A 19859-nucleotide genomic window follows, 5' to 3' on the forward strand; every position below is an offset into this window, starting at 1 on the left:
TAATGACAATTCACCCATCAAATTTAACCGTTCTCTTCTTTTACGATAGATTAAAATTCATTATTATCAATGTCTTACTAATTTTTCATCCTTTAATGGTATAAATCTATGTGCACTCGTATCGTAAACAACATTGATACTGATTGGGTTACCACAGCTCGAAATTTTGATTGGGAATTTCCCCTATCTAGTTCGATTTTTCGCTCCCCTACCGGCCTTGAAAGAATAGGGCTTAGCACGGCAGAAATTGAAAAATACAATTTACAATCCCATCAAGTTTTAACCTGGCAGGTAAAATACAGTTCGATTTCGATTCTTATTGGTACTGAAGAGGATGGCTATGGCACAACGGACGGAATGAATACAGAAGGCTTAACCGCGAATATTCTATACGATGCCACTACCACACTTAACAACCACATTGCCGAAGGTCAAAAAGCATTAAGTCTCATACGTTGGGGGCAATTTGTTTTGGATGCATTTGCAAGCGTTCAAGAGGTGGTCACCTATTTTAAAACGCAAACCGTCTTCTTCGTAAGTGGAACCGTACCAGGTGATCCCACAGCCGATACGGAATTGTATCTCACAATATCCGATAAAATAGGCGATTCTGCCATCCTTGGGATCAAAGAAGGTAAAATAGAGATACATCATAGCAAACAGTATTCAGTCGCCACCAACCAGCCTGATTATCAAACCCAGCTTAACATGATGAATTACTGGTTGTTTCAATGGAATTTGAAAAGTGCTGGTGCAATAAATAACACCCCCAGTTATACCGTACCAGGTGGTAACACTGCAGTTCAGCGCTTTCAAAGAGCTTGTTATTATCGATTATTAACGGGGGTCGCAAAAGGTTTTGTTGACAGGGTAGCACAGGTGAAAACAATGGTGGGAACTTGCTCCGTGCCTACCCTATGTTCCACATTTGGCTCTATCTCATCCAATAATACAATACACACACAAAGTGAAGATGATATTCCAACGACGTTATGGAGCAGCATTAGCGATGCAGCCAACCTTAAGTATTACTTTTTCGATGAATTGCATGTAGGGGCAGTTTGGTTTGATGTAGCAATCGAGGCAACTGAATGTGCAATTTGGTTAATTAGCGATTCAATAAAAGGCCCAGGTTTTAAAAACAATGGCGATCAAATGCTGAAACCGTGTGATGACATTTACGCGTACTATTGCTGATTACGTATACCAAGCTAGTGAGCGAGACAATAACAATTCTTGCCGCTGGCTTTTGCGTCGTAAAGCGCCTGATCAGCTGAACGCAAACATTCTCGGTGTTGACTAGCAAAATGTACTGCAACACCGATACTGATGGTTACCTTGCGCTGAATACCAAAGTCAGTATTGGCAATACTATGGTTTAATCGCTTCAACCTAATTTGTAGTTTAGATATGTCTGTTTCTTCAAACACTATAATGAATTCCTCGCCACCCCAGCGACCCACTACATCATTCGATCCAACTTGATCCGCTAATAGCTTAGCGAGCTTAACCAAAACCTTATCACCTAGATCATGGCCACATTGGTCATTAATTTTTTTAAAATCATCTACATCCAGCATGGCGATATAATGTTTGCCATCAACACTCAGTAGCCTATCTTCCATAAAGCGTCGATTTCTTAGTTTGGTTAACACGTCAGTAGTAGCTAATTCTTGTAACTGTCGATTCGACTCTTCCATCATTTGATAGGCTTTTCGTCGGCTTGTGTCGTAAAAATAAGACACCATGAACAAGAAAACATAAATAAATGAAAAATGAATCAAGCTGATAGGCAGAAATGGCTCCGGCCGCCAAGAGTCCATTTGCGTTAAGCAGAAATAAAATAAGCCAACAAAATACACGATACTCAATATCGACCCATATCGATAACCCAATAGAAAGATTCCCATGACAGGAGTAAGAAAGGCAAAAATTAGAGCAAACTCTTCATTGCCATTGATCAAGATGAGAATGAAAGTATCAAGAGAGACAACCAGCTGAAGAATGGTCGCAGCGACTTGAGAGCGTTTTTTTACAATGAGAAAATAGCCACCTAGAATACCAAAAAGAAGCGAAACAAAGTTAGCTATTAACATTGGCGGAAAGAAATCGATCACCAGATTGTAATAGGTGAAAAAGGCAAAACTTCCTGAAATACATAACAAAGAGATAAATAAAAAGCTACGAAAGCGAAAATCAGGATGCGTACGCTCCGCCCCAAACCATTTTTCTAATATTGATACCACTCAGCAAACCTCATTTAATAAAAACCAGCAATCCTACATAAAGGTAGCGCGCTTATTTTTTTGCATTGGAGCAGAAAACATATCTACAAGATCGTTTACTCAAGAGAGTAAACGAACTTATTAGAAAAATATATAAGTTTTATGTAACTAATGATTTTAGCTGATAATAAAAACTCATTAACAAAGCCGTTGCATGAGTCAAGATCAACCCTCTTATTTAACAAAATATGCCGACGTCTTTAATGATAAAGACATCGGCATAGCATAAAGTAAGTTCCGATATGTCAGATTAAGGTAACGCTAAAGCTTACCCGCTCCCGCGTTGGCTTTGACGTAATCAATGACCTCACTAACGGGTAACAGGGGGGCAGGGCCATAAAGATACGGCTGCCAACCCACGTCTTTTGATAAAATCTTGCCGCTGACTTTATTGGCTTCCGCAATGATGTCAATCATCTGACCGTTAAACATAGACCCTCGGTCAAACGCCACATCGCCTTTCATATGACCAATGGCATTAGCGGGCGTACCATTCGCAATCTCAAAAACATTCGCTTCAGAGTAAATGGCAGAGTGTTTCCCTGCTCCCAATGCTTGGCGCAAAATATTATGCTTAGGTTTATCCTTTAGGGAATCCACATGACGCTCATAATTGTTAGCCCCCTGACCATCTCCAGAGGCGTCTCCCACAAAATAATTGTTGTAACTGTGTACTTGTCCGTAACGCACTCTTGGCATACGCTGACCCACATTTTTGAAGTAATTACCATGTAGTGTCACTCGTAAATGACCTTCATCTTGCGTCTTTTTATCACTGTTACCGATCAACATGGCTTTATCATGATCATGAAAGTAACTGCTTGATATAGTTATCAAATCTGCCTGATTAATGATGTCGATCAGGCCATCATGATGCTGCACTTTCTGAGTGATTTCATTTTGAGGAAATGGATAAACAGCTGGGAAAAAATAATCAGGTCGATCGCCGTCAGAGAAGCTACAATGATCAATCCAGATGCGTTTTGCCCCATTTATCGAGATCAAATCATACTCGGCGTTCCAACGACCACCACGGCATTTTTGAGGCCCTAAATTGGCATTCACATATTTCGCCTGACAGCCGGGGTAACTGGTGTCTATTTTGAAACTGTCGCCCGGATCCCAACTTGGGAAGTAGTCAAACGCGTCTTCGAAATGAATATTACGGATGATGACATTTTCTACACCAGCGCCAAGATAAAGCATGCCTTTGATAATTTTTGCATCGTCTCCCAGTCCAATCAAACTGGTATTAGAAGGTATGTTCACTACAATTTGTGCTTTTTGTCGGTCCGCTGAAGCTTGTCTGGCTTCTTCTTGCGGGCCAGATAATTTGCGGTTTGGACGTCCTTTGATCAAGGGTTTGATGTTCCATACGCTTGGTGCATAAGCTGCTTTATACAAGTCAAACTGATAGGGTGCAACACGATAATCTTCCTCCTTGAGCTCTCGTCCAGAATCATCAGAAGAGAGATTAATGGTGCCACGAATTTGGATAATGCTTGGTAAGTTACCGGATTGCTCTAATGCCACAACAAACTCTTTGCGATTGGTTACCGTATAGATATGCTGTTCACTAGCTTGTGAACCACCTAATAAAGGGCCTTCTGCGCTAGCCCAGCCGTAATCAGCTGGCATGGCTTGCCGACTAATGCTGTTATGTGAAGACTCTACACCTAGGCTTGAACATCCAGCTATTAAGCCCATCGCGAGACACGATGCGACCATAAGATTTCTATTCATGATTTTCTCCAGCTACACAAAGCCCTCAGGCCTTGTTGTCTTATTGTTATTATTCAGCGTGACAAGAGCACAAATATGCCCTTGCCAGAGATTAAGACTAGCAGAAAGAAAACAAAAAGAAACATTGTTTTATTTTAAAAGAAAAATAATTTTATTTAACTAATTAATGCAGCTAGACTGCCACAAACCGTCATCACAAAGAGAAACCACTTGAGATGATTTGGGTTGGCTTTAACAGCCATTTTTACCGCTAAATGTGACCCTAGCATGGTACCTATGGCTAAAATTAAACCAGGCATCCAAAGAATTTGATCGTTCCAAATAAATACCATTAGAGCCAATAGGGTAAAGCCAAAGGTACAGACCATTTTTAATGCATTAGTACGCACCAGATCATAGCGTAAGGTGCCAGCTAATGCGGCAATCAAAATAAAGCCCACACCAGCTTGAACAAAGCCTCCGTAAATTCCAGCCACAAACAACGCCAGCCAAGCACTGGGTTTGTCTGACACTTTGAAAGGCACTGTCCCTTCTGGTGGTGCCACCAAGGCAGGACGAATAATCATTAATAGGGTCATACCAATCATGGCGCTGAGCAACATAGGCTTAAGCCAACTTACTGGAGCGTAACTGGCGATAAATGCACCGATAATACCGCCCAGTAAAGAAGGCATCACAACAGGCAAAATATCACTATTATCCAGCTTTTTGGCTTTGCGAAAGCCAGCTATGGCAGCCACATTCTGTAAAAACACGCCGACCCGATTGGTGGCATTGGCTATGTCAGCAGGCATGCCCATGACCATTAAGGCAGGCAAGGTTAAATTGGATCCTCCGCCTGCTAAGGTATTTATGATGCCCGCTATGAAACCTGTACCCACCAATAGCGATAGAGTAAAAAAGCTGTATTCCATCATGTGGTTATCCTTATTATGTTGCGATGGTCGGCTATCATAAGGGCTTCATTGAAGAATATCTAAAAATACTTGTTCAATTTTCGGTTGTGAGGTTCAACGAGAAAAAATACTCTGCAATCAGTCATTGAAGGAAAAAGGCCATTATGTTGATCACAGACGAGAAACAAGCAGACGAGTACTATCAAGCCTTAATTAATCGCGACAGTAAGTATGTGGGCTGCTTTTTTGTGGGTGTAAAAACCACGGCGATATTTTGTATCTCCACCTGTCGTGCACGCAAACCAAAACGTGAGAACGTGAATTTTTACACCAGTTTCAAAGATGCTATGGACGCAGGCTTTCGCCCCTGCAAGGTGTGCCGCCCTACCGAAAACGCCAATCAAGCACCATTAGAAGTTCAAGCCGCCATGGACTTAGTACGAGACTGCACCAAGGCTAAAATAACCGATCAAGAATTGCGTGAAGCGGGCATACGTCCTATTTTTGTTCGTCGCTGGTTTAATCAACATTATGGTATGACATTTCAGGCCTTCCAGCGCATGTATCGAATTAATTTCGCCTATCATGAGCTAAAAGGCGGTAAAAGCACCACACATGCTGCATTCGATTCTGGCTATGACTCATTAAGCGGTTTTGGTTACACTTACAAAAAACTCTTGGGGCAATCCCCTTCATTAATACGGGAGCAATCCGTGATTCTAATTGATCGACTTACCACCCCAATTGGCCCTATGTTTGTTTGCGCAACCGAAACCGGTATTTGCCTGTTGGAATTTGTCGATCGGCGCATGCTGGAAACCGAATTTGAAGACCTGCAAAGGCGCTTGAAATCTACCATCATCAATGGTGAAAATGATCATATCAAACAGCTCAAAGTCGAATTACAAGAATACTTTGATGGCACACGCAAAACCTTTGATGTGCCACTGCATACCCCAGGAACCGATTTCCAAAACCGTGTTTGGCAAGTCTTACAGAACATTCCTTTTGCGCAGACAGCAAGTTATCAACAACAAGCCATCAAGCTAGACAATCCCAAAGCCGTTCGTGCTGTCGCCCGAGCCAATGGTATGAATCGCATTGCCATTGTTATTCCTTGCCATAGGGTGATTGGTAAAGATGGCAGTTTGGTCGGTTATGCGGGTGGTTTAGAACGCAAAAAATGGCTACTGGAACACGAACAAAAACACGCTTAATGAGGTTACCATTTGTATCCGACTGCAAGGATAGTGGCGCCCCCTTGCAAGGACATGTCATCACAAGGTAATGATTCAGAAAATACTGACAACTTGTCTTGAATTACCCCGTTATAAGAGCCATGTTTTGGGCTTTTACAGCAAAAATGGAATTCGACTATGTCAACCAACACCTTGTCTACCCACATAATTGCCGTATATGGAAACCTTCGTGAAGGTTTATCTCATCACAACCTAATCGCTAATTGTAAACCCATAGGGTTAGGTTGGCTGACAGGGTTTCGCATGTATAATCTAGGTGATTTTCCTGCCATAGTTCCTACACTGGATGAAAGTGGTCGTATCCGTGTGGAATGGTATCAGGTAAGCGATCCTCTCTTGTCTGAACTCGACAAGCTATTAGAATTCGATAAAAGTGCATTACCAAGTTCAAAACACATACGCAAGCGCATCTTCAGCCCTTATGGCAAAGGTTGGATTTATATTTACAACCAACCTCTGGAGAATGCGCCTTACATGGAAGCGGGCGACTGGACACGCTTCCTAAAAGAACAAACTCCATTGGATCCCGAAGCTAGTCTAGCTGCACAATGGGCTTAGTTAGCACCAAAGCTTGAACCTTGGCTTGTAATGACGCAATGCGCTGTTTGCTATCGTTCACTTGAGACGATTCCGTAAAAAGACCAAAACGCACCACGAACTGCTTACTCTCACCAGCCCCTATGGTTGGCACCAAACCAAGGGGGCGCTGGTGAACGCGGTTATAAGCAAAACTGGTTCCCGGCTCAATACCAACCACATAGCCTTGCTCTAGAGTATCGGTGTTTTTCCAAATGGTTAATACTGGCAGACTGTCGGTTTGATAACTTACCTCTATGCCTTTGTCTCCTGATGCGTTATGCAATAACGCATGAGACATGCCCATGTCATCGCTTAGAGGCCGTACATTAAAGACCATTTCATCAAAGTCTGGCGTAGGAGCAGGCATATTCGCCCAATCTTCTAGCCCTTTAGCGGCATAATCATTGAAAGGGGATAATTCCGCCACAGGCACATACAAACGCGCACCTTCTTGTAGAATAGGTTGGGCAAAATTATTGTGGTAAATAGCCTGATACTCACGTCCATAACTGCCTTTATTGATCAAGGTATCTTTAATTTCTATGAAAGCCTCTTCAGGTGTCAGAGACAATTCAGTGTGTAATTCAAAATTGGTAAATTTAAAGCGCTTTTCATCCACTCTACCGCGTAGCGTTACTCGATAAGGTGGCTCTTGCTCTACTTCTAATATCACGTCGTCTGCAGGCGTGTTTTGAATACGGCCATGCAAAGTTAGAAATTCATCGCCATCCTGCCCTGGATGCCCAGCCCATTGATAACCACAACGCACCAGCATTTCGTTAAAGCCATCCAACCAGCCTAAACCACCCGATGCTTCTTGGTTAATGAAGCTAGGGTGCACCACTTCTTTCACTGGAGAGTCCCAGCCAAAACGAACCTCATCCCGAACGGCATCCAGTATTGCCATACCTCGCGTAGGCACAACACGTACTTTGGTTTTGCCTACGGTAAGACAAATGATACGAGAGCCTGCTTGTTTACCGCCCACCAAACAGCTTTGTTCGACCTTTACCGGAACCTCTTTAGGTAACCCCATTAACTCTGCGGTTAAAGTCAAATTCGCTAGGTCTATTTGCTGTTGTTGACTGAGTAAAACCAGTTGAAACATCGCACTTCTCCAGACAAATTTTGCCCTATGCTAGCCTATGCTAAGAATAAATAGCTACGAAATATTACATGCCATATTGGCTTAATGGCATTATGGTTGCACGAAGATTCAACAAGTGCTTTTTACAATAACAAACATTTAACGATGATTAAAAAGTAAGCAGTCAGCTTACTTTTTGTTATGATTTTCTTTCCACGCAGCTTGAGGATGATGGTTGTTATGAAATCACCGCTTAAAATTCGTCAACAAATTTATCTCGGCTTATTGACCATTTTATTGCTCGCTCTTGCCAGCATTTATCTGGTCATCGAAATAAAAGTTAAGCCTGACTTAACAGCCGAAAGACAAAAACAAATTTCAGCCAATCAAGCCGCTCTCAGTGACCTTTTAGACGCCAAACTAGAAAAAATTCAATTACTCACCAGCACACTTGCGTTAGCAGGTTCAAAACTTCCCAAAGAAGAAGCTTTGTTTAAAAAACTTTTCCCAAGCATCATCAACAACCATAATGACACTAGCATAGCTGGAGGGGGAATCTGGCCAGAGCCCTCATCATTTACCCAAGGCGTTGAACGAAGGAGCTTTTTCTGGGGCAGAGACGGTGCTCAGATGTCTTATTTGGATGATTACAACGACCCAGCTGGTAATGGCTACCACAATGAAAGCTGGTATACCGTTGGTAAAACAACGCCAGTAAACCTATGCGCCTGGTCGGAAGCCTACATAGATCCAATCACTCAAATTCCCATGGTTACTTGTACCATTCCGATGAAGGAAAACAATAACTTCACTGGGGTTTCAACAGTTGACATGATGTTAGACGGTGTTACTGAGTCACTTGAGGGATATGGTGAAGACAATCAGGGGTACGTGTTTGCTATTGACCATATAGGTCAAATAATCAGCTTCCCTAAAGACAAAGTGAATCTCGTCAAATCCGATGGCAGCATGCTAACCAGCCAAGAACTTGGAGAAAAGCTTCCATGGCTTAAGCCTGTTTTGATTGAAGCAAAAGACGAAAATACCATCATATCTTTGGATCATGATGATTTTTTAGGTGGTCCGGCTTATGTAAACCTTATGCGTCATCCAGAAACAGGTTGGACCATTGGTTTGGTAGTACCTAAAGATCGTATGACCGAAATAGCACAAAGTATGGGCCTGTTTCTAATGCTCACTATTGGCGCATTATTAATCGTTGTTGGCCTTATTGCCGCAGGTTTCTTCCGCAGCTTACTTAATAAAATCACTCAAACTCGCGATCAAATTCAAGAGTTAACAGACGGCGGCAGTAGCCAGGCTCTTGCCGTTGGCAAACTGAATGAATTAGGAGAGTTGCGTCTTGCAGTCAATGCCTATGGTGACAAGCTCAAACAGTTGCTAAGCCAAATTCATAACGAGTCTGCTAAGTTAGTAGATGACGCTGGCAGCCTAAATGAATTCAGCAATAACTTCCTTGCAAAAGCCAACAGTCTCAGTGATGAAAACACCACCCTTGCCGCCGCAACCGAAGAGCTGGGGGCAACCTCTCACGATGTGGCCATGTACGCTAACGAAACAAAGGAAACAGTGGAACGAATTCATAAGGACATCCTCAGTAGCGGACAAGAAATGGATACCGTCATTTCCACTATGCGTAGCTTAATGTCTGCCATGACTAACGCGCAAACCAGCATTCTCAAATTAGATGAAGACAGTCGTCAAGCCAATGGCATGTTAAGTGTTATCAGGGACATTGCTGAACAAACTAATTTGCTGGCGTTAAACGCTGCCATAGAAGCCGCACGAGCAGGAGAGACAGGACGAGGCTTTGCCGTGGTTGCTGATGAAGTACGTAATCTTGCTGCGAAAAGTGAAAGCTCAGCAGTGGAAATTGAACAAGTGCTTAATCGTCTGCAAATAGCTTCAAAAGAATCGGTCGATTCCATGCAGCTTGGATACAGTGAAACAGAAAGAGCAGTCTCCACCGCCGAATCAACCGCAACACATTTGCAAGGCGTAGTAACGGCTTTCTCACAAATTACAGATCAAGCAACCCAAATCTCTGTAGCGGCCAGTGAACAGCAGAAAGTATCGCAAGAATTGAGTATGTTTGTGGCTCGCTTACAAGAGTTAACCGGTAGTAATGCCAGCGACTCCAACCAACTTAGCAACATGAGCCAGGAGATTGACGCCATAGCCCAACGCTTGAATGCCCTGAGGTAAAACCTACAAATATCTTAAACATTAGCGCCATTGGTTTCACAATCAGTGGCGCATTGTTTAAGGTATGTTCACCTTTAAAAATAGGGCCAAAATCGCTCTATTAATTGGTGAATTTTTCCCTTATAAGGTGGCGTAATTAACACCAATCCATTCCACCCTGATTTTCTTAATACCGCTTTTTGATGAGAAAAAGTACGAAAACCTTCCTCTGCATGATAAGCCCCTAAGCCCGAATCCCCTATGCCACCAAATGGCAAATCTGGTTGCGCCACATGAATTAAGGCATGATTAATAACCAAACCACCACTGACAACTTGCTGCTCACAAACAGTGTCATCGGCGGTATTTTGTGTAAACAAGTACATGGCTAACGGACGCGGTCTTTGCTTTATAAATTGGTATGCTTCAGACAATTTAAGGTAGGTTTTAATGGGTAAAATTGGACCGAAAATTTCGTCTTGCATCACCTCAAGGTCATCTTCCATCTGATGTAAAACATGCATGGCTAACTTGCCGTCAAGTGTTTCAGGTCCCTGCGGCATAACATTCTCACAGTCAGCACCTGCTTTTTTCGCTTGTTCTAAATAGCCTTGAAGACGTGCAAGCTGTCGCTCGTTGATGATGCTAGTGTAATCCGGGCTAGCAATGCCTTGAGGGTATAATCGTTTTACTGCCAATTTAATTTGTTCAATTAATTTTTCCTTTTGCGCTTCATGACACAACACATAGTCTGGAGCAACACAGGTTTGACCAGCGTTTAACAATTTAGCAAACACCAGCTTGTTAGCAGCATCTTCAATGTCAGCGGAAGGCGTCATTAACAACGGCGATTTCCCGCCCAGTTCTAGTGTCACTGGGGTTAAATTTTCGGCAGCATTTTTCATCACCATGCGCCCCACATTGGTTGAACCAGTGAAAAGCAAATGATCAAAGGCAAGCTGACTAAATTTATTGGCTACTTCAGCTTCCCCTTCTATCACTTGTACCCAGTCATTATCAAATGCGGATGTTAAGATTTTGGTGAGCACCTCATTCGTCGCTGGACAGAATTCCGATACCTTCAACATTACTCTGTTACCAGCGGCGATGGCGCCTACAATAGGCCCCAAAGACAAGAATACCGGATAATTCCAAGGAGAAATCACACCAACCAGACCTTTCGGTTGATACACCACCTTAGCCCGTGCAGGCAAACTCGTGATGTGAACGGAACGCCTACTTGGTCGCATCCATTTTGACAGATGCTTCAACGCATGCTTGATTTCGCCAAACAATGGCACCAACTCAATCAATCGCGATTCCGCTGGCGATCTAGAGCCAAAATCTTGCTGCAACGCCGCTAACAAAGGCAATTCAAAATCTCGAATACTGCGTTTTAAATTTTCCAATAATTGACGACGTAAGGTTTCAGACGGATAAGGCGACTGTCGACTTAACTCTTTTAAGCGCTCAAAACTAACTTGCATGTCTGGCTTGGAGGAATTTTGTTTGGCGGAAGATGCACTGCTCACTAAGTTTGCCTCTTTTAGTATTTATTATTATTTTATTCATTATCTGTCGACGAAAGATTTTTTCGTGATTTTTTTATTATTTGGCTTGGCTTGACTACACTTTAGAACATCAAGCATAGAAGCAAGGAGCACATTATGGCAACAATACTTTGTTATGGTGATTCTCTCACATGGGGAAGTGTACCCAGCGGTGGACGTTTCCCGCCTCATTTAAGATGGCCAAATATTTTAAATAAACTTCTTGGTTCTGAGCATCACGTCATTAATTTCGGTTTACCCGGCCGGACGACAATTTGGAACGATCCCTTTTTAGAAGGGCGTAATGGATTAACCTATTTACAAGCCGCATTGGAAACCTTTGGCCCGGTAGATTGGCTGATCATTATGCTAGGTACAAATGATTTGAAGCGACATTTTAATGTGGGCGCGTTCGAAGCGGCCAAAGGTGTTGAAAAGCTGATTGAAAAGTCCAAAATGCCCAATGGACAAGGGTTTGCCAATCCACAATTGCTCATCATTGCACCACCTAATATTTTATCCCCAACCGGAGCTATGGCAGAAAGCTTTAATGGTGCAACAGAAAAATCGCAATACTTTCATCAACATTATCAAGATATCACCACTCAAAACCACTGCCTCTTTTTAAATTCCGCAGGGATATTACAACCCAGTGAGGTTGATGGGGTTCATCTTGACACCAAAGCAAATGAGCAATTAGCAGACGCTGTTTATCAACTATTAGCAGTACATCTATAATACTAAATCAATGTTTTTATTATCTTTTTGTTTTTTCTCTACTGAGAAATGTCATCCCCTTGAGTCAGTTTAGATACTGACTCAACTTACTCACTGCTCATGGCTCACTTTCAAGATCTAAAATATCAACTTACTCCTTTCAATTACCTAAAGTAAATCTGTCTAAAACTCTGTCTGTAATTAAAAAGATCATTTCAATCAAAACTTTCCCGTCCCGCGCACCAATTTAGTTCACAAAGTTATCCACAGGTGGTTGTGAGTGGCAGGTGGGTAGTTTTTTATCTCTCACTAACATTCAATCATCACTGTATGACAGAATTTGTTGTCAAGTGTGTCTCACATTTTCTAACCTAAGCCTTAATATAATCATTCATTCAAATCACTTAGGAACGCCAAAATATGAAAGTAAGCTTTATCGGACTCGGCACCATGGGTTATCCAATGGCAGGTCATCTTAGCCAAGCAGGACATTCCGTGGTGGTTTATAACCGTTCTACAGAGAAAGCACGTAAGTGGTGCGAAACCTATGCGGGCCAGTATGAAAAAACACCAGCCAAAGCAGCGGCGGAATCAGACATAGTATTCACCTGTGTGGGCAATGATGATGATCTTAGGTCAGTTTATTTAGGCCCACATGGTGCTTTTGCAAAGGCACGTCAAGGAACGCTTTTTATCGATCACACGACAGCATCAGCAGAAGTTGCCAAGGAATTACATAAAGCCGCTCAAGATAAAGGCTTTGATTTTATGGATGCTCCCGTCTCTGGAGGACAAGCAGGTGCAGAAAAGGGCGTCTTAACCATCATGCTAGGTGGTAACGAAGACTTACTGGCCAAAGCTAAGCCAGTGTTAGATTGCTATGCGCAAGCCACCAGCTTAATGGGCGCAGTAGGGCAAGGACAGATCACCAAAATGGTCAATCAAATATTAATTGGCGGTGTTTTATCAGGCTTATCAGAAGGCATTCGCTTTGCTCAACAAGCCAACTTGGACATCACCAAATTGGTCGATACATTGAAATACGGTGCCGCAGGATCGTGGCAATTAGAAAATCGCGGTGAAACTATGGCCAAAGACCAATTTGATTTTGGTTTTGCCATTGAGTGGATGCATAAAGACTTAAGCTTATGCCTCGCACAAGCGGAAAAAATGGGCCTGAGCTTACCACTGACTCAGCAAGTCGATGAAAAATATCAGCAGCTAATAAAGGCTGGTCGTGGTCGCCAAGATACCTCCGTTTTGATTAAGGCAATGGAAAAATAATCCTCGAACGGCCAGCAAAGTCTTTCTAAGAGTGATTTGTTGGCCGTATCCAAAGCTTATTTCTTATGGTTTTTTTATCCACTTTCAACTTCTCAGCCAACATACTTGCACTTTTTTTGCCACTTCCCTGATCATAACCACCCCTATAAATTTTAACTAATTCAATAACTTATAATCATATAGAGAATTTGTATTCATTACGCGTATAGGTCATATCGTTATTTCGATTGGTCATTTAGTTAGTCTTAAGTACTCTTCAATGACGCTGTTATGGCTGTCTACTCATTGGATACGTCAGATGGCGCAAAGGGGGCTCATGGATGAGACAGAACAACCCCATTCAAACTTGGAGTTTGGATGGGGTTTGTTTTCTTATGAAAGGGTCTTCTCCCTCCGCAATCACAAAAGTAACGAATACCTTAATTCGACTTCCCACGTGCAGGTCACGAATATAATTATGTTAATGGAGAGTTCAAATGAAAAAAGGGCTAGCAAAACTAACGCTCGCGCTGATGACAGCAGGCGCAATTAGTGCAACTGCTCAAGCAGCAACCACTTTAGTTTACTGCTCAGAAGGCAGTCCTGAAGGTTTTAATCCAGCTTTTTACACTTCTGGTACCACGTTTGATGCCAGTTCTAAAAACATGTTTAACCGCTTGATGGAATTCAAACTGGGCACCACAGAAACGGAGCCAGGCTTAGCCACAAGTTACGATGTGTCTGCTGACGGTTTGGAGTACACTTTCTATTTGCGTAAAGGCGTTAAATTCCATTCGTCTAAATCTTTCAAGCCGACTCGCGACTTCAACGCGGACGATGTTGTCTTCACCTTTGACCGCCAATGGAACAAAAACAACCCATATCACACCGTTTCTAATGGTTCTTATGAGTACTTCAACGGCATGGGCATGGGCGACCTAATTAAAGACATAGTGAAGGTCGACGACTACACAGTGAAGTTTATACTAAACCAACCTGAAGCCCCTTTTATTGCCAACCTAGCCATGGACTTTGCCTCTATCTTTTCTAAAGAACAGGCAGATTATCTGATGGAAAAAGGGACGCCTGAACAACTGGATATTGATCCTGTCGGCACGGGTCCATTCCAAAAAGTACAATATCAAAAAGACTCTTTGATTCGTTACACAGCCTTTCAAGACTACTGGAAAGGCAAGGCCAAAATTGATCGTCTTGTTTTCGCTATCACGCCAGACGCTTCCGTACGTTACGCTAAGTTAAAAGCTGGCGAATGTGATGTGATGCCTTACCCAAATCCTGCAGATTTGGAGCAAATGAACCAAGATCCAAACATTAACCTGATGAGTCAGGAAGGCTTAAACGTAGGTTATTTGGCTTTCAACACGAAGAAAAAGCCATTTGATAATGTAAAAGTTCGTCAGGCATTGAACCTAGCAACCGACAAGAGCGCTATCATTGATGCAGTCTTCCAAGGTGCAGGTAAAGTGGCGAAGAACCCAATCCCACCCACTATGTGGTCTTACAATAACAACGTAGTGGATTACCCTTACGACCCAGTAAAAGCCAAACAGCTATTAGCAGAAGCAGGCTATCCAGATGGTTTCTCAACCAATATCTGGGCCATGCCAGTACAACGCCCATACAACCCAAATGCACGTCGTATGGCGGAGATTATTCAAGAAGACTGGTCAAAAGTAGGCGTGAAAGCGGAAATCGTTTCTTACGAATGGGGTGAATATTTAAACCGTTCTAAGAAAGGTGAGCACGAAACCCTATTACTAGGATGGACTGGGGATAATGGCGACCCAGACAACTTCCTTTACGTTTTATTAGGTTGTGACGGTGTAGGCGGCTCAAACCGTGCCCAATGGTGTAACAAAGAATTCAACGACTTGTTGTTGGCTGCGAAACGTACTTCAGACAAAGCTGAACGTACTAAGGACTATGAGCAAGCTCAAGTGGTATTCAAACGTGAAGCGCCTTGGATAACAGTAGCCCACTCAGTTGTGTATGAGCCCATCCGTAAAGAAGTAAAAGGCTACAAGATAGACCCTCTCGGTGGTCACTACTTCTACAATGTAAGTAAATAAGTTGTCCTAATTTGGACACAAACCCTACCTGCTTGCTGGGACGCAAGCAGGTATTTTATTGAGCCAGTGAGTCCTTGTTCAATAAAAAAACATGAGAGCCAGCCCTACTATGTTCCAGTTTATTTTTCGTCGTTTAAGTTTGGTAATACCTACCTTTATCGGTATTACTCTACTGACGTTTACTCTGATCCGTCTTATTCCGGGTGACCCTATCGAGGTCATGGCCGGTGAACGTGGCGTGAGTGCAGAACGCCATGCCGAATTAAGCGCCCAACTGGGTTTTGATAAACCTTTGTACATCCAATATTTTCGTTATGTGGGCGGCGTATTACAGGGCGACCTTGGTAACTCCTTAATTACCAAAGAACCTGTTATGAAAGAATTTTTAACCCTGTTTCCAGCCACTATTGAACTGGCTTTTTGTGCCGCTATCTTTGCCATATTTGTAGGCTTGCCTGCCGGCATCATTGCGGCCGTGAAACGTGGCACCTTATTTGACCACTCCGTGATGACGGTTTCCCTTACAGGCTACTCTATGCCAATTTTTTGGTGGGCTTTACTGCTCATGTTGGTATTCTCCGTGACCCTAGGTTGGACACCAGTATCAGGGCGGGTGGACGTTATTTATTGGATCGACGATGTGACCGGTTTTATGTTGATCGATTCCCTATTATCTGATGAAACAGGGGCTTTTGCCTCTGCAGTCTCTCATTTGATTTTACCAAGCATTGTATTAGGCACCATTCCTATGGCAGTAATTGCTCGTATGACACGTTCTTCCATGTTGGAAGTACTCAGTGAAGACTACATTCGTACCGCACGAGCCAAGGGCATTGCACCTTGGCGTGTGATCATTATTCACGCGTTACGCAACGCTTTAATTCCCGTTATTACTGTCATTGGTTTACAAGTGGGTATCTTGTTATCTGGTGCCATTCTCACTGAAACGATTTTCGCTTGGCCCGGTATCGGTAAATGGTTAATCGAGTCTATTGGGCGTCGAGATTATCCTGTTGTACAAGGTGGTATTTTGATCGTAGCTTGTATCATCATTGCCGTGAACCTGCTGGTCGACATTGCCTACGGCATTGTCAATCCACGTATTCGACACAGTAAATAAAAGGGCGCCGCTATGTCTTCTCAAACTCTAAGTGCGCCAGCACCAAAAACACCATTACAAGAATTTTGGTATTACTTCAGTAGTAACAAAGGAGCCGTTACTGGATTTGTCGTTATACTGATTATTTGCTTCATGGCCATTTTTGCTGACTGGATAGCGCCCCATTCACCGTCCCAACAATATCGTGACGCCTTGTTACTGCCTCCAGCTTGGTTAGAAGGCGGGAACTGGTCATATATTCTAGGCACCGATGATGTGGGTCGTGACATGCTATCACGTCTTATTTACGGTTCTCGTTTGTCCATTTCTGTTGGCATTGTGGCCGTGACCGCCTCATTAATCATGGGAATTCTATTAGGTTTAGTCGCTGGCTACTGCAGGGGCGTGGTGGATACCATGATAATGCGTATTGTTGACATCATGCTGGCCATGCCAAGCCTGTTATTGGCCATTGCCATCGTCGCCATTTTAGGCCCCAGCATAGTCAATGCCGCCTTGGCTATTTCCATAGTTTCTTTACCGCATTATGTACGTTTGACTCGCGCTGCGACCATGACGGAAATGTCAAAAGACTATGTCACTTCATCACGTGTCATTGGTGCTGGTCCATTGCGGCTAATGTTTATCTGCATTCTGCCAAATTGTTTGGCACCTTTGATTGTGCAAGCCACGCTCGGTTTTTCCACCGCGATTCTCGATATGGCAGCCTTGGGTTTCCTCGGTTTGGGCGCACAACCTCCAACCCCTGAATGGGGATCTATGTTGTCCGATGCCTTGCAGTTTGTGCAACGCGCATGGTGGGTAGTGACCTTCCCAGGGTTAATGATTCTGATCACTGTATTGGCGTTCAACTTAATGGGTGACGGCTTACGTGATGCTCTTGACCCTAAGTTAAAGCAGTAGGAGAAGCCAAATGTCATTACTAGAACTCAATAACTTAAGCGTTAAATTTGGCCAGTTCCAAGCCGTTGATAACATCAGTTACCAGGTCGAGGAAGGCGAAGTATTAGGGATTGTTGGCGAATCTGGCTCGGGGAAAAGTGTCAGTTCTCTGTCCATCATGGGACTAATTGATTACCCAGGAAAAGTGCAAGCTGAGCAACTCAGCTTTAATGGCGAAAATTTATTAGACATGCCAGAAAAGCAACGTCGTAAGCTAACCGGCTCGGATATTGCAATGATTTTCCAAGACCCAATGACCAGTTTAAATCCTTGTTTTACCGTTGGATATCAAATTATTGAAGCTCTTAAAACCCACCAAGGTGGCAGTAAAAAAGAGCTCAAGGCACGCGCCATTGAATTGTTAACGCAAGTGGGCATTCCAGCACCAGAGTCTCGCTTGAACAACTACCCTCATCAGTTGTCTGGCGGTATGAGTCAAAGGGTGATGATCGCCATCGCTATTGCATGTAATCCAAAGCTGTTGATCGCCGATGAGCCGACAACCGCACTGGATGTCACCATTCAAGCACAGATCATAGATTTATTGATTGAATTGCAGCGTAAACAACAAATGGGCTTAGTGCTGATCACACATGATCTTGCTTTAGTGGCAGAAGTGGCTGATCGTGTCATCGTCATGTACGCAGGTCAAATTGTCGAATCCGGCCCTGCAAGCGAAGTATTTGTCACACCAAAACACCCTTATACACAAGCCTTGCTGGCTTCCTTACCAGAATCCGCTGCTGGTAAAGCTCGTTTGGATGCATTATCTGGTGTTGTACCCGGTCAATACGATAGACCGCAAGGCTGTTTGTTAAGCCCTCGCTGTCCTTATGCCAACGAACACTGCCAGCAAGTGGAACCGGCCAGCCAAGGCGATTTATCTCGCCAAGTGAAATGCCACACGCCACTAGACACAGAAGGGAGACCTGCCGCATGAATCAACAAGAATACATTCTTGATGCGCAAGCACTCAAACAGCACTATCAAGTCAAACAAGGCATATTCAAACCCAATGCGGTAGTAAAAGCGGTTGATGGTATCAGCTTCCAATTAGCAAAAGGCAAAACTCTGGCCATTGTCGGTGAATCCGGTTGCGGAAAATCCACCCTAGGTCGTATGCTGACCATGATAGAAACGCCAACGTCCGGACGTTTGAAACATCTAGGTGAAGACCTATTAAGTTTAAGCAAAGCCGCGCAAGCCAAACTCAGACAAAAAATTCAGATCATCTTCCAAAACCCCTATGGATCTCTCAATCCGCGTAAAAAAATTGGTCGCATTCTGGAAGAGCCCTTGGTTATCAATACCAATATGTCTCAGACTGAGCGCAAGCAAAAGGCCTTAGACATCATGAGCAAGGTCGGCTTGAAAACGGAACATTATGATCGTTACCCGCATATGTTTTCTGGAGGTCAACGCCAGCGTATTGCCATTGCTCGAGGTCTTATGCTTGATCCGAGTATCATAGTCGCTGACGAACCCGTTTCAGCGTTGGACGTCTCAGTACAAGCGCAAGTGCTGAATTTGATGATGGATCTACAACAAGAACTGAACTTGAGTTATGTGTTTATTTCCCATGATTTGTCTGTGGTTGAACACATAGCGGATGAGGTCATGGTGATGTACTTGGGTAAAGTGGTTGAACAGGGCAGCAAAGCGGATTTATTTCAAAATCCTATGCACCCATACACTTTGGCACTCTTATCCAGTACACCACAGTTGTCACCAGACAAACGTCGTCAGAGAATTAAATTGCAAGGTGAATTGCCATCACCACTTAACCCCCCTTCAGGTTGTGCCTTTCACGGACGCTGCGAATACGCAAATGACCGCTGTCGAAAGGAGGTGCCTGAACTTAAAGAAGCAACATCCGGTCACCTTATCGCTTGTCACGGTATCGCAGAACAACGTATTGCCATTCCCAGTAGGTGAAGGAAGGGACAAATACGCCTTCTAAACATCCACCTTAATAGAGAAACGGAAACTCCCGTCGAATATTTTGCGCCCAAATGGGCGCTTTTTTTATATAAAGTTTGGTTTTTTAAACTTTTTCGAGGTATAAAAGAGAGGTGATCGAATCAGGACGATTCGACTTAATAAAGCCAAAGGAAAGGCACTAT

Annotated in this window: 16 protein-coding genes; 11 read left to right on the forward strand and 5 right to left on the reverse strand. The window is 43.3% G+C overall.

What is annotated here, in order from left to right:
- The first annotated feature begins 108 nt into the window (after nucleotides 1–108).
- On the forward strand, nucleotides 109–1197 hold the full coding sequence (locus ABXS85_RS11350; RefSeq protein WP_353666647.1) for a linear amide C-N hydrolase: 1089 nt from the start codon (nucleotides 109–111) through the stop codon (nucleotides 1195–1197).
- A gap of 14 nt (nucleotides 1198–1211) precedes the next feature.
- Here ABXS85_RS11350 and ABXS85_RS11355 read toward each other — a convergent pair whose 3' ends face one another.
- From ABXS85_RS11355 to ABXS85_RS11365, 3 genes are all read right to left on the reverse strand, one after another.
- Nucleotides 1212–2246 carry a GGDEF domain-containing protein gene (locus ABXS85_RS11355; RefSeq protein ID WP_353666648.1) on the reverse strand — a complete coding sequence of 345 codons (1035 nt, stop codon included), beginning with the start codon at nucleotides 2244–2246 and terminating at the stop codon, nucleotides 1212–1214.
- A 300-nt stretch (nucleotides 2247–2546) separates the two neighbouring features.
- On the reverse strand, nucleotides 2547–4028 hold the full coding sequence (locus tag ABXS85_RS11360; protein ID WP_353666649.1) for a PbsX family transcriptional regulator: 1482 nt from the start codon (nucleotides 4026–4028) through the stop codon (nucleotides 2547–2549).
- Between the two features lie 155 nt (nucleotides 4029–4183).
- Nucleotides 4184–4942, reverse strand: a complete 759-nt coding sequence (locus ABXS85_RS11365; RefSeq protein WP_353669772.1) for a sulfite exporter TauE/SafE family protein — start codon at nucleotides 4940–4942, stop codon at nucleotides 4184–4186.
- Between the two features lie 146 nt (nucleotides 4943–5088).
- Between ABXS85_RS11365 and ABXS85_RS11370 the strand changes: the two genes are divergently transcribed.
- Together ABXS85_RS11370 and ABXS85_RS11375 are read left to right on the forward strand one after the other, a co-directional pair.
- Nucleotides 5089–6141: a methylated-DNA--[protein]-cysteine S-methyltransferase gene (locus tag ABXS85_RS11370; protein ID WP_353666650.1), complete on the forward strand. Its 1053-nt coding sequence runs from the start codon at nucleotides 5089–5091 to the stop codon at nucleotides 6139–6141.
- A 159-nt stretch (nucleotides 6142–6300) separates the two neighbouring features.
- A complete protein-coding gene (locus tag ABXS85_RS11375; protein WP_353666651.1) occupies nucleotides 6301–6741 on the forward strand; it encodes a gamma-glutamylcyclotransferase family protein in 441 nt (146 codons plus the stop codon).
- Here ABXS85_RS11375 and ABXS85_RS11380 read toward each other — a convergent pair.
- Nucleotides 6716–7870 carry an aldose 1-epimerase family protein gene (locus tag ABXS85_RS11380; protein ID WP_353666652.1) on the reverse strand — a complete coding sequence of 385 codons (1155 nt, stop codon included), beginning with the start codon at nucleotides 7868–7870 and terminating at the stop codon, nucleotides 6716–6718. The two genes, ABXS85_RS11375 and ABXS85_RS11380, sit on opposite strands and share 26 nt — an antisense overlap.
- 219 nt (nucleotides 7871–8089) lie before the next feature.
- Between ABXS85_RS11380 and ABXS85_RS11385 the strand changes: the two genes are divergently transcribed.
- Nucleotides 8090–10075, forward strand: a complete 1986-nt coding sequence (locus ABXS85_RS11385; RefSeq protein WP_353666653.1) for a methyl-accepting chemotaxis protein — start codon at nucleotides 8090–8092, stop codon at nucleotides 10073–10075.
- A gap of 74 nt (nucleotides 10076–10149) precedes the next feature.
- Here the strand turns inward: ABXS85_RS11385 and ABXS85_RS11390 are convergent, their stop codons facing one another.
- Nucleotides 10150–11586, reverse strand: a complete 1437-nt coding sequence (locus ABXS85_RS11390; protein WP_353666654.1) for a coniferyl aldehyde dehydrogenase — start codon at nucleotides 11584–11586, stop codon at nucleotides 10150–10152.
- A gap of 135 nt (nucleotides 11587–11721) precedes the next feature.
- Between ABXS85_RS11390 and ABXS85_RS11395 the strand changes: the two genes are divergently transcribed.
- The 7 genes from ABXS85_RS11395 to ABXS85_RS11425 all read left to right on the forward strand — a co-directional run bounded on the left by ABXS85_RS11395 (nucleotide 11722) and on the right by ABXS85_RS11425 (nucleotide 19671).
- Nucleotides 11722–12342, forward strand: a complete 621-nt coding sequence (locus tag ABXS85_RS11395; RefSeq protein ID WP_353666655.1) for an SGNH/GDSL hydrolase family protein — start codon at nucleotides 11722–11724, stop codon at nucleotides 12340–12342.
- A gap of 399 nt (nucleotides 12343–12741) precedes the next feature.
- Entirely contained in the window at nucleotides 12742–13605 is an 864-nt protein-coding gene (locus tag ABXS85_RS11400) for an NAD(P)-dependent oxidoreductase (protein ID WP_353666656.1), read from the forward strand.
- Between the two features lie 476 nt (nucleotides 13606–14081).
- Nucleotides 14082–15674: an ABC transporter substrate-binding protein gene (locus ABXS85_RS11405; protein ID WP_353666657.1), complete on the forward strand. Its 1593-nt coding sequence runs from the start codon at nucleotides 14082–14084 to the stop codon at nucleotides 15672–15674.
- A gap of 109 nt (nucleotides 15675–15783) precedes the next feature.
- The gene (locus ABXS85_RS11410; RefSeq protein WP_353666658.1) at nucleotides 15784–16794 is read left to right on the forward strand and encodes an ABC transporter permease subunit; all 1011 of its coding nucleotides are present in this window, start codon (nucleotides 15784–15786) and stop codon (nucleotides 16792–16794) included.
- 12 nt (nucleotides 16795–16806) lie between these two features.
- The gene (gene dppC / locus ABXS85_RS11415; RefSeq protein ID WP_353666659.1) at nucleotides 16807–17697 is read left to right on the forward strand and encodes a dipeptide ABC transporter permease DppC; all 891 of its coding nucleotides are present in this window, start codon (nucleotides 16807–16809) and stop codon (nucleotides 17695–17697) included.
- 10 nt (nucleotides 17698–17707) lie between these two features.
- On the forward strand, nucleotides 17708–18676 hold the full coding sequence (dppD, locus tag ABXS85_RS11420; RefSeq protein ID WP_353666660.1) for a dipeptide ABC transporter ATP-binding protein: 969 nt from the start codon (nucleotides 17708–17710) through the stop codon (nucleotides 18674–18676).
- A complete protein-coding gene (locus ABXS85_RS11425; RefSeq protein WP_353666661.1) occupies nucleotides 18673–19671 on the forward strand; it encodes a peptide ABC transporter ATP-binding protein in 999 nt (332 codons plus the stop codon). The genes dppD and ABXS85_RS11425 overlap by 4 nt, the downstream gene beginning before the upstream one ends.
- The last annotated feature ends 188 nt before the right edge of the window (nucleotides 19672–19859 follow it).

The sequence above is a fragment of the Marinomonas sp. THO17 genome (assembly GCF_040436405.1).
In the GTDB taxonomy this organism is placed as follows: domain Bacteria; phylum Pseudomonadota; class Gammaproteobacteria; order Pseudomonadales; family Marinomonadaceae; genus Marinomonas.

Bases quoted from the DNA above. Each gene is read 5' to 3' on its own strand.
- ABXS85_RS11350 (WP_353666647.1), top strand. From the start codon at position 109: ATGTGCACTCGTATCGTAAACAACATTGATACTGATTGGGTTACCACA.
- ABXS85_RS11360 (WP_353666649.1), bottom strand. From the start codon at position 4,028: ATGAATAGAAATCTTATGGTCGCATCGTGTCTCGCGATGGGCTTAATA.
- ABXS85_RS11365 (WP_353669772.1), bottom strand. From the start codon at position 4,942: ATGGAATACAGCTTTTTTACTCTATCGCTATTGGTGGGTACAGGTTTC.
- ABXS85_RS11370 (WP_353666650.1), top strand. From the start codon at position 5,089: ATGTTGATCACAGACGAGAAACAAGCAGACGAGTACTATCAAGCCTTA.
- ABXS85_RS11375 (WP_353666651.1), top strand. From the start codon at position 6,301: ATGTCAACCAACACCTTGTCTACCCACATAATTGCCGTATATGGAAAC.
- ABXS85_RS11380 (WP_353666652.1), bottom strand. From the start codon at position 7,870: ATGTTTCAACTGGTTTTACTCAGTCAACAACAGCAAATAGACCTAGCG.
- ABXS85_RS11385 (WP_353666653.1), top strand. From the start codon at position 8,090: ATGAAATCACCGCTTAAAATTCGTCAACAAATTTATCTCGGCTTATTG.
- ABXS85_RS11395 (WP_353666655.1), top strand. From the start codon at position 11,722: ATGGCAACAATACTTTGTTATGGTGATTCTCTCACATGGGGAAGTGTA.
- ABXS85_RS11400 (WP_353666656.1), top strand. From the start codon at position 12,742: ATGAAAGTAAGCTTTATCGGACTCGGCACCATGGGTTATCCAATGGCA.
- ABXS85_RS11405 (WP_353666657.1), top strand. From the start codon at position 14,082: ATGAAAAAAGGGCTAGCAAAACTAACGCTCGCGCTGATGACAGCAGGC.
- ABXS85_RS11410 (WP_353666658.1), top strand. From the start codon at position 15,784: ATGTTCCAGTTTATTTTTCGTCGTTTAAGTTTGGTAATACCTACCTTT.
- dppC (WP_353666659.1), top strand. From the start codon at position 16,807: ATGTCTTCTCAAACTCTAAGTGCGCCAGCACCAAAAACACCATTACAA.
- dppD (WP_353666660.1), top strand. From the start codon at position 17,708: ATGTCATTACTAGAACTCAATAACTTAAGCGTTAAATTTGGCCAGTTC.
- ABXS85_RS11425 (WP_353666661.1), top strand. From the start codon at position 18,673: ATGAATCAACAAGAATACATTCTTGATGCGCAAGCACTCAAACAGCAC.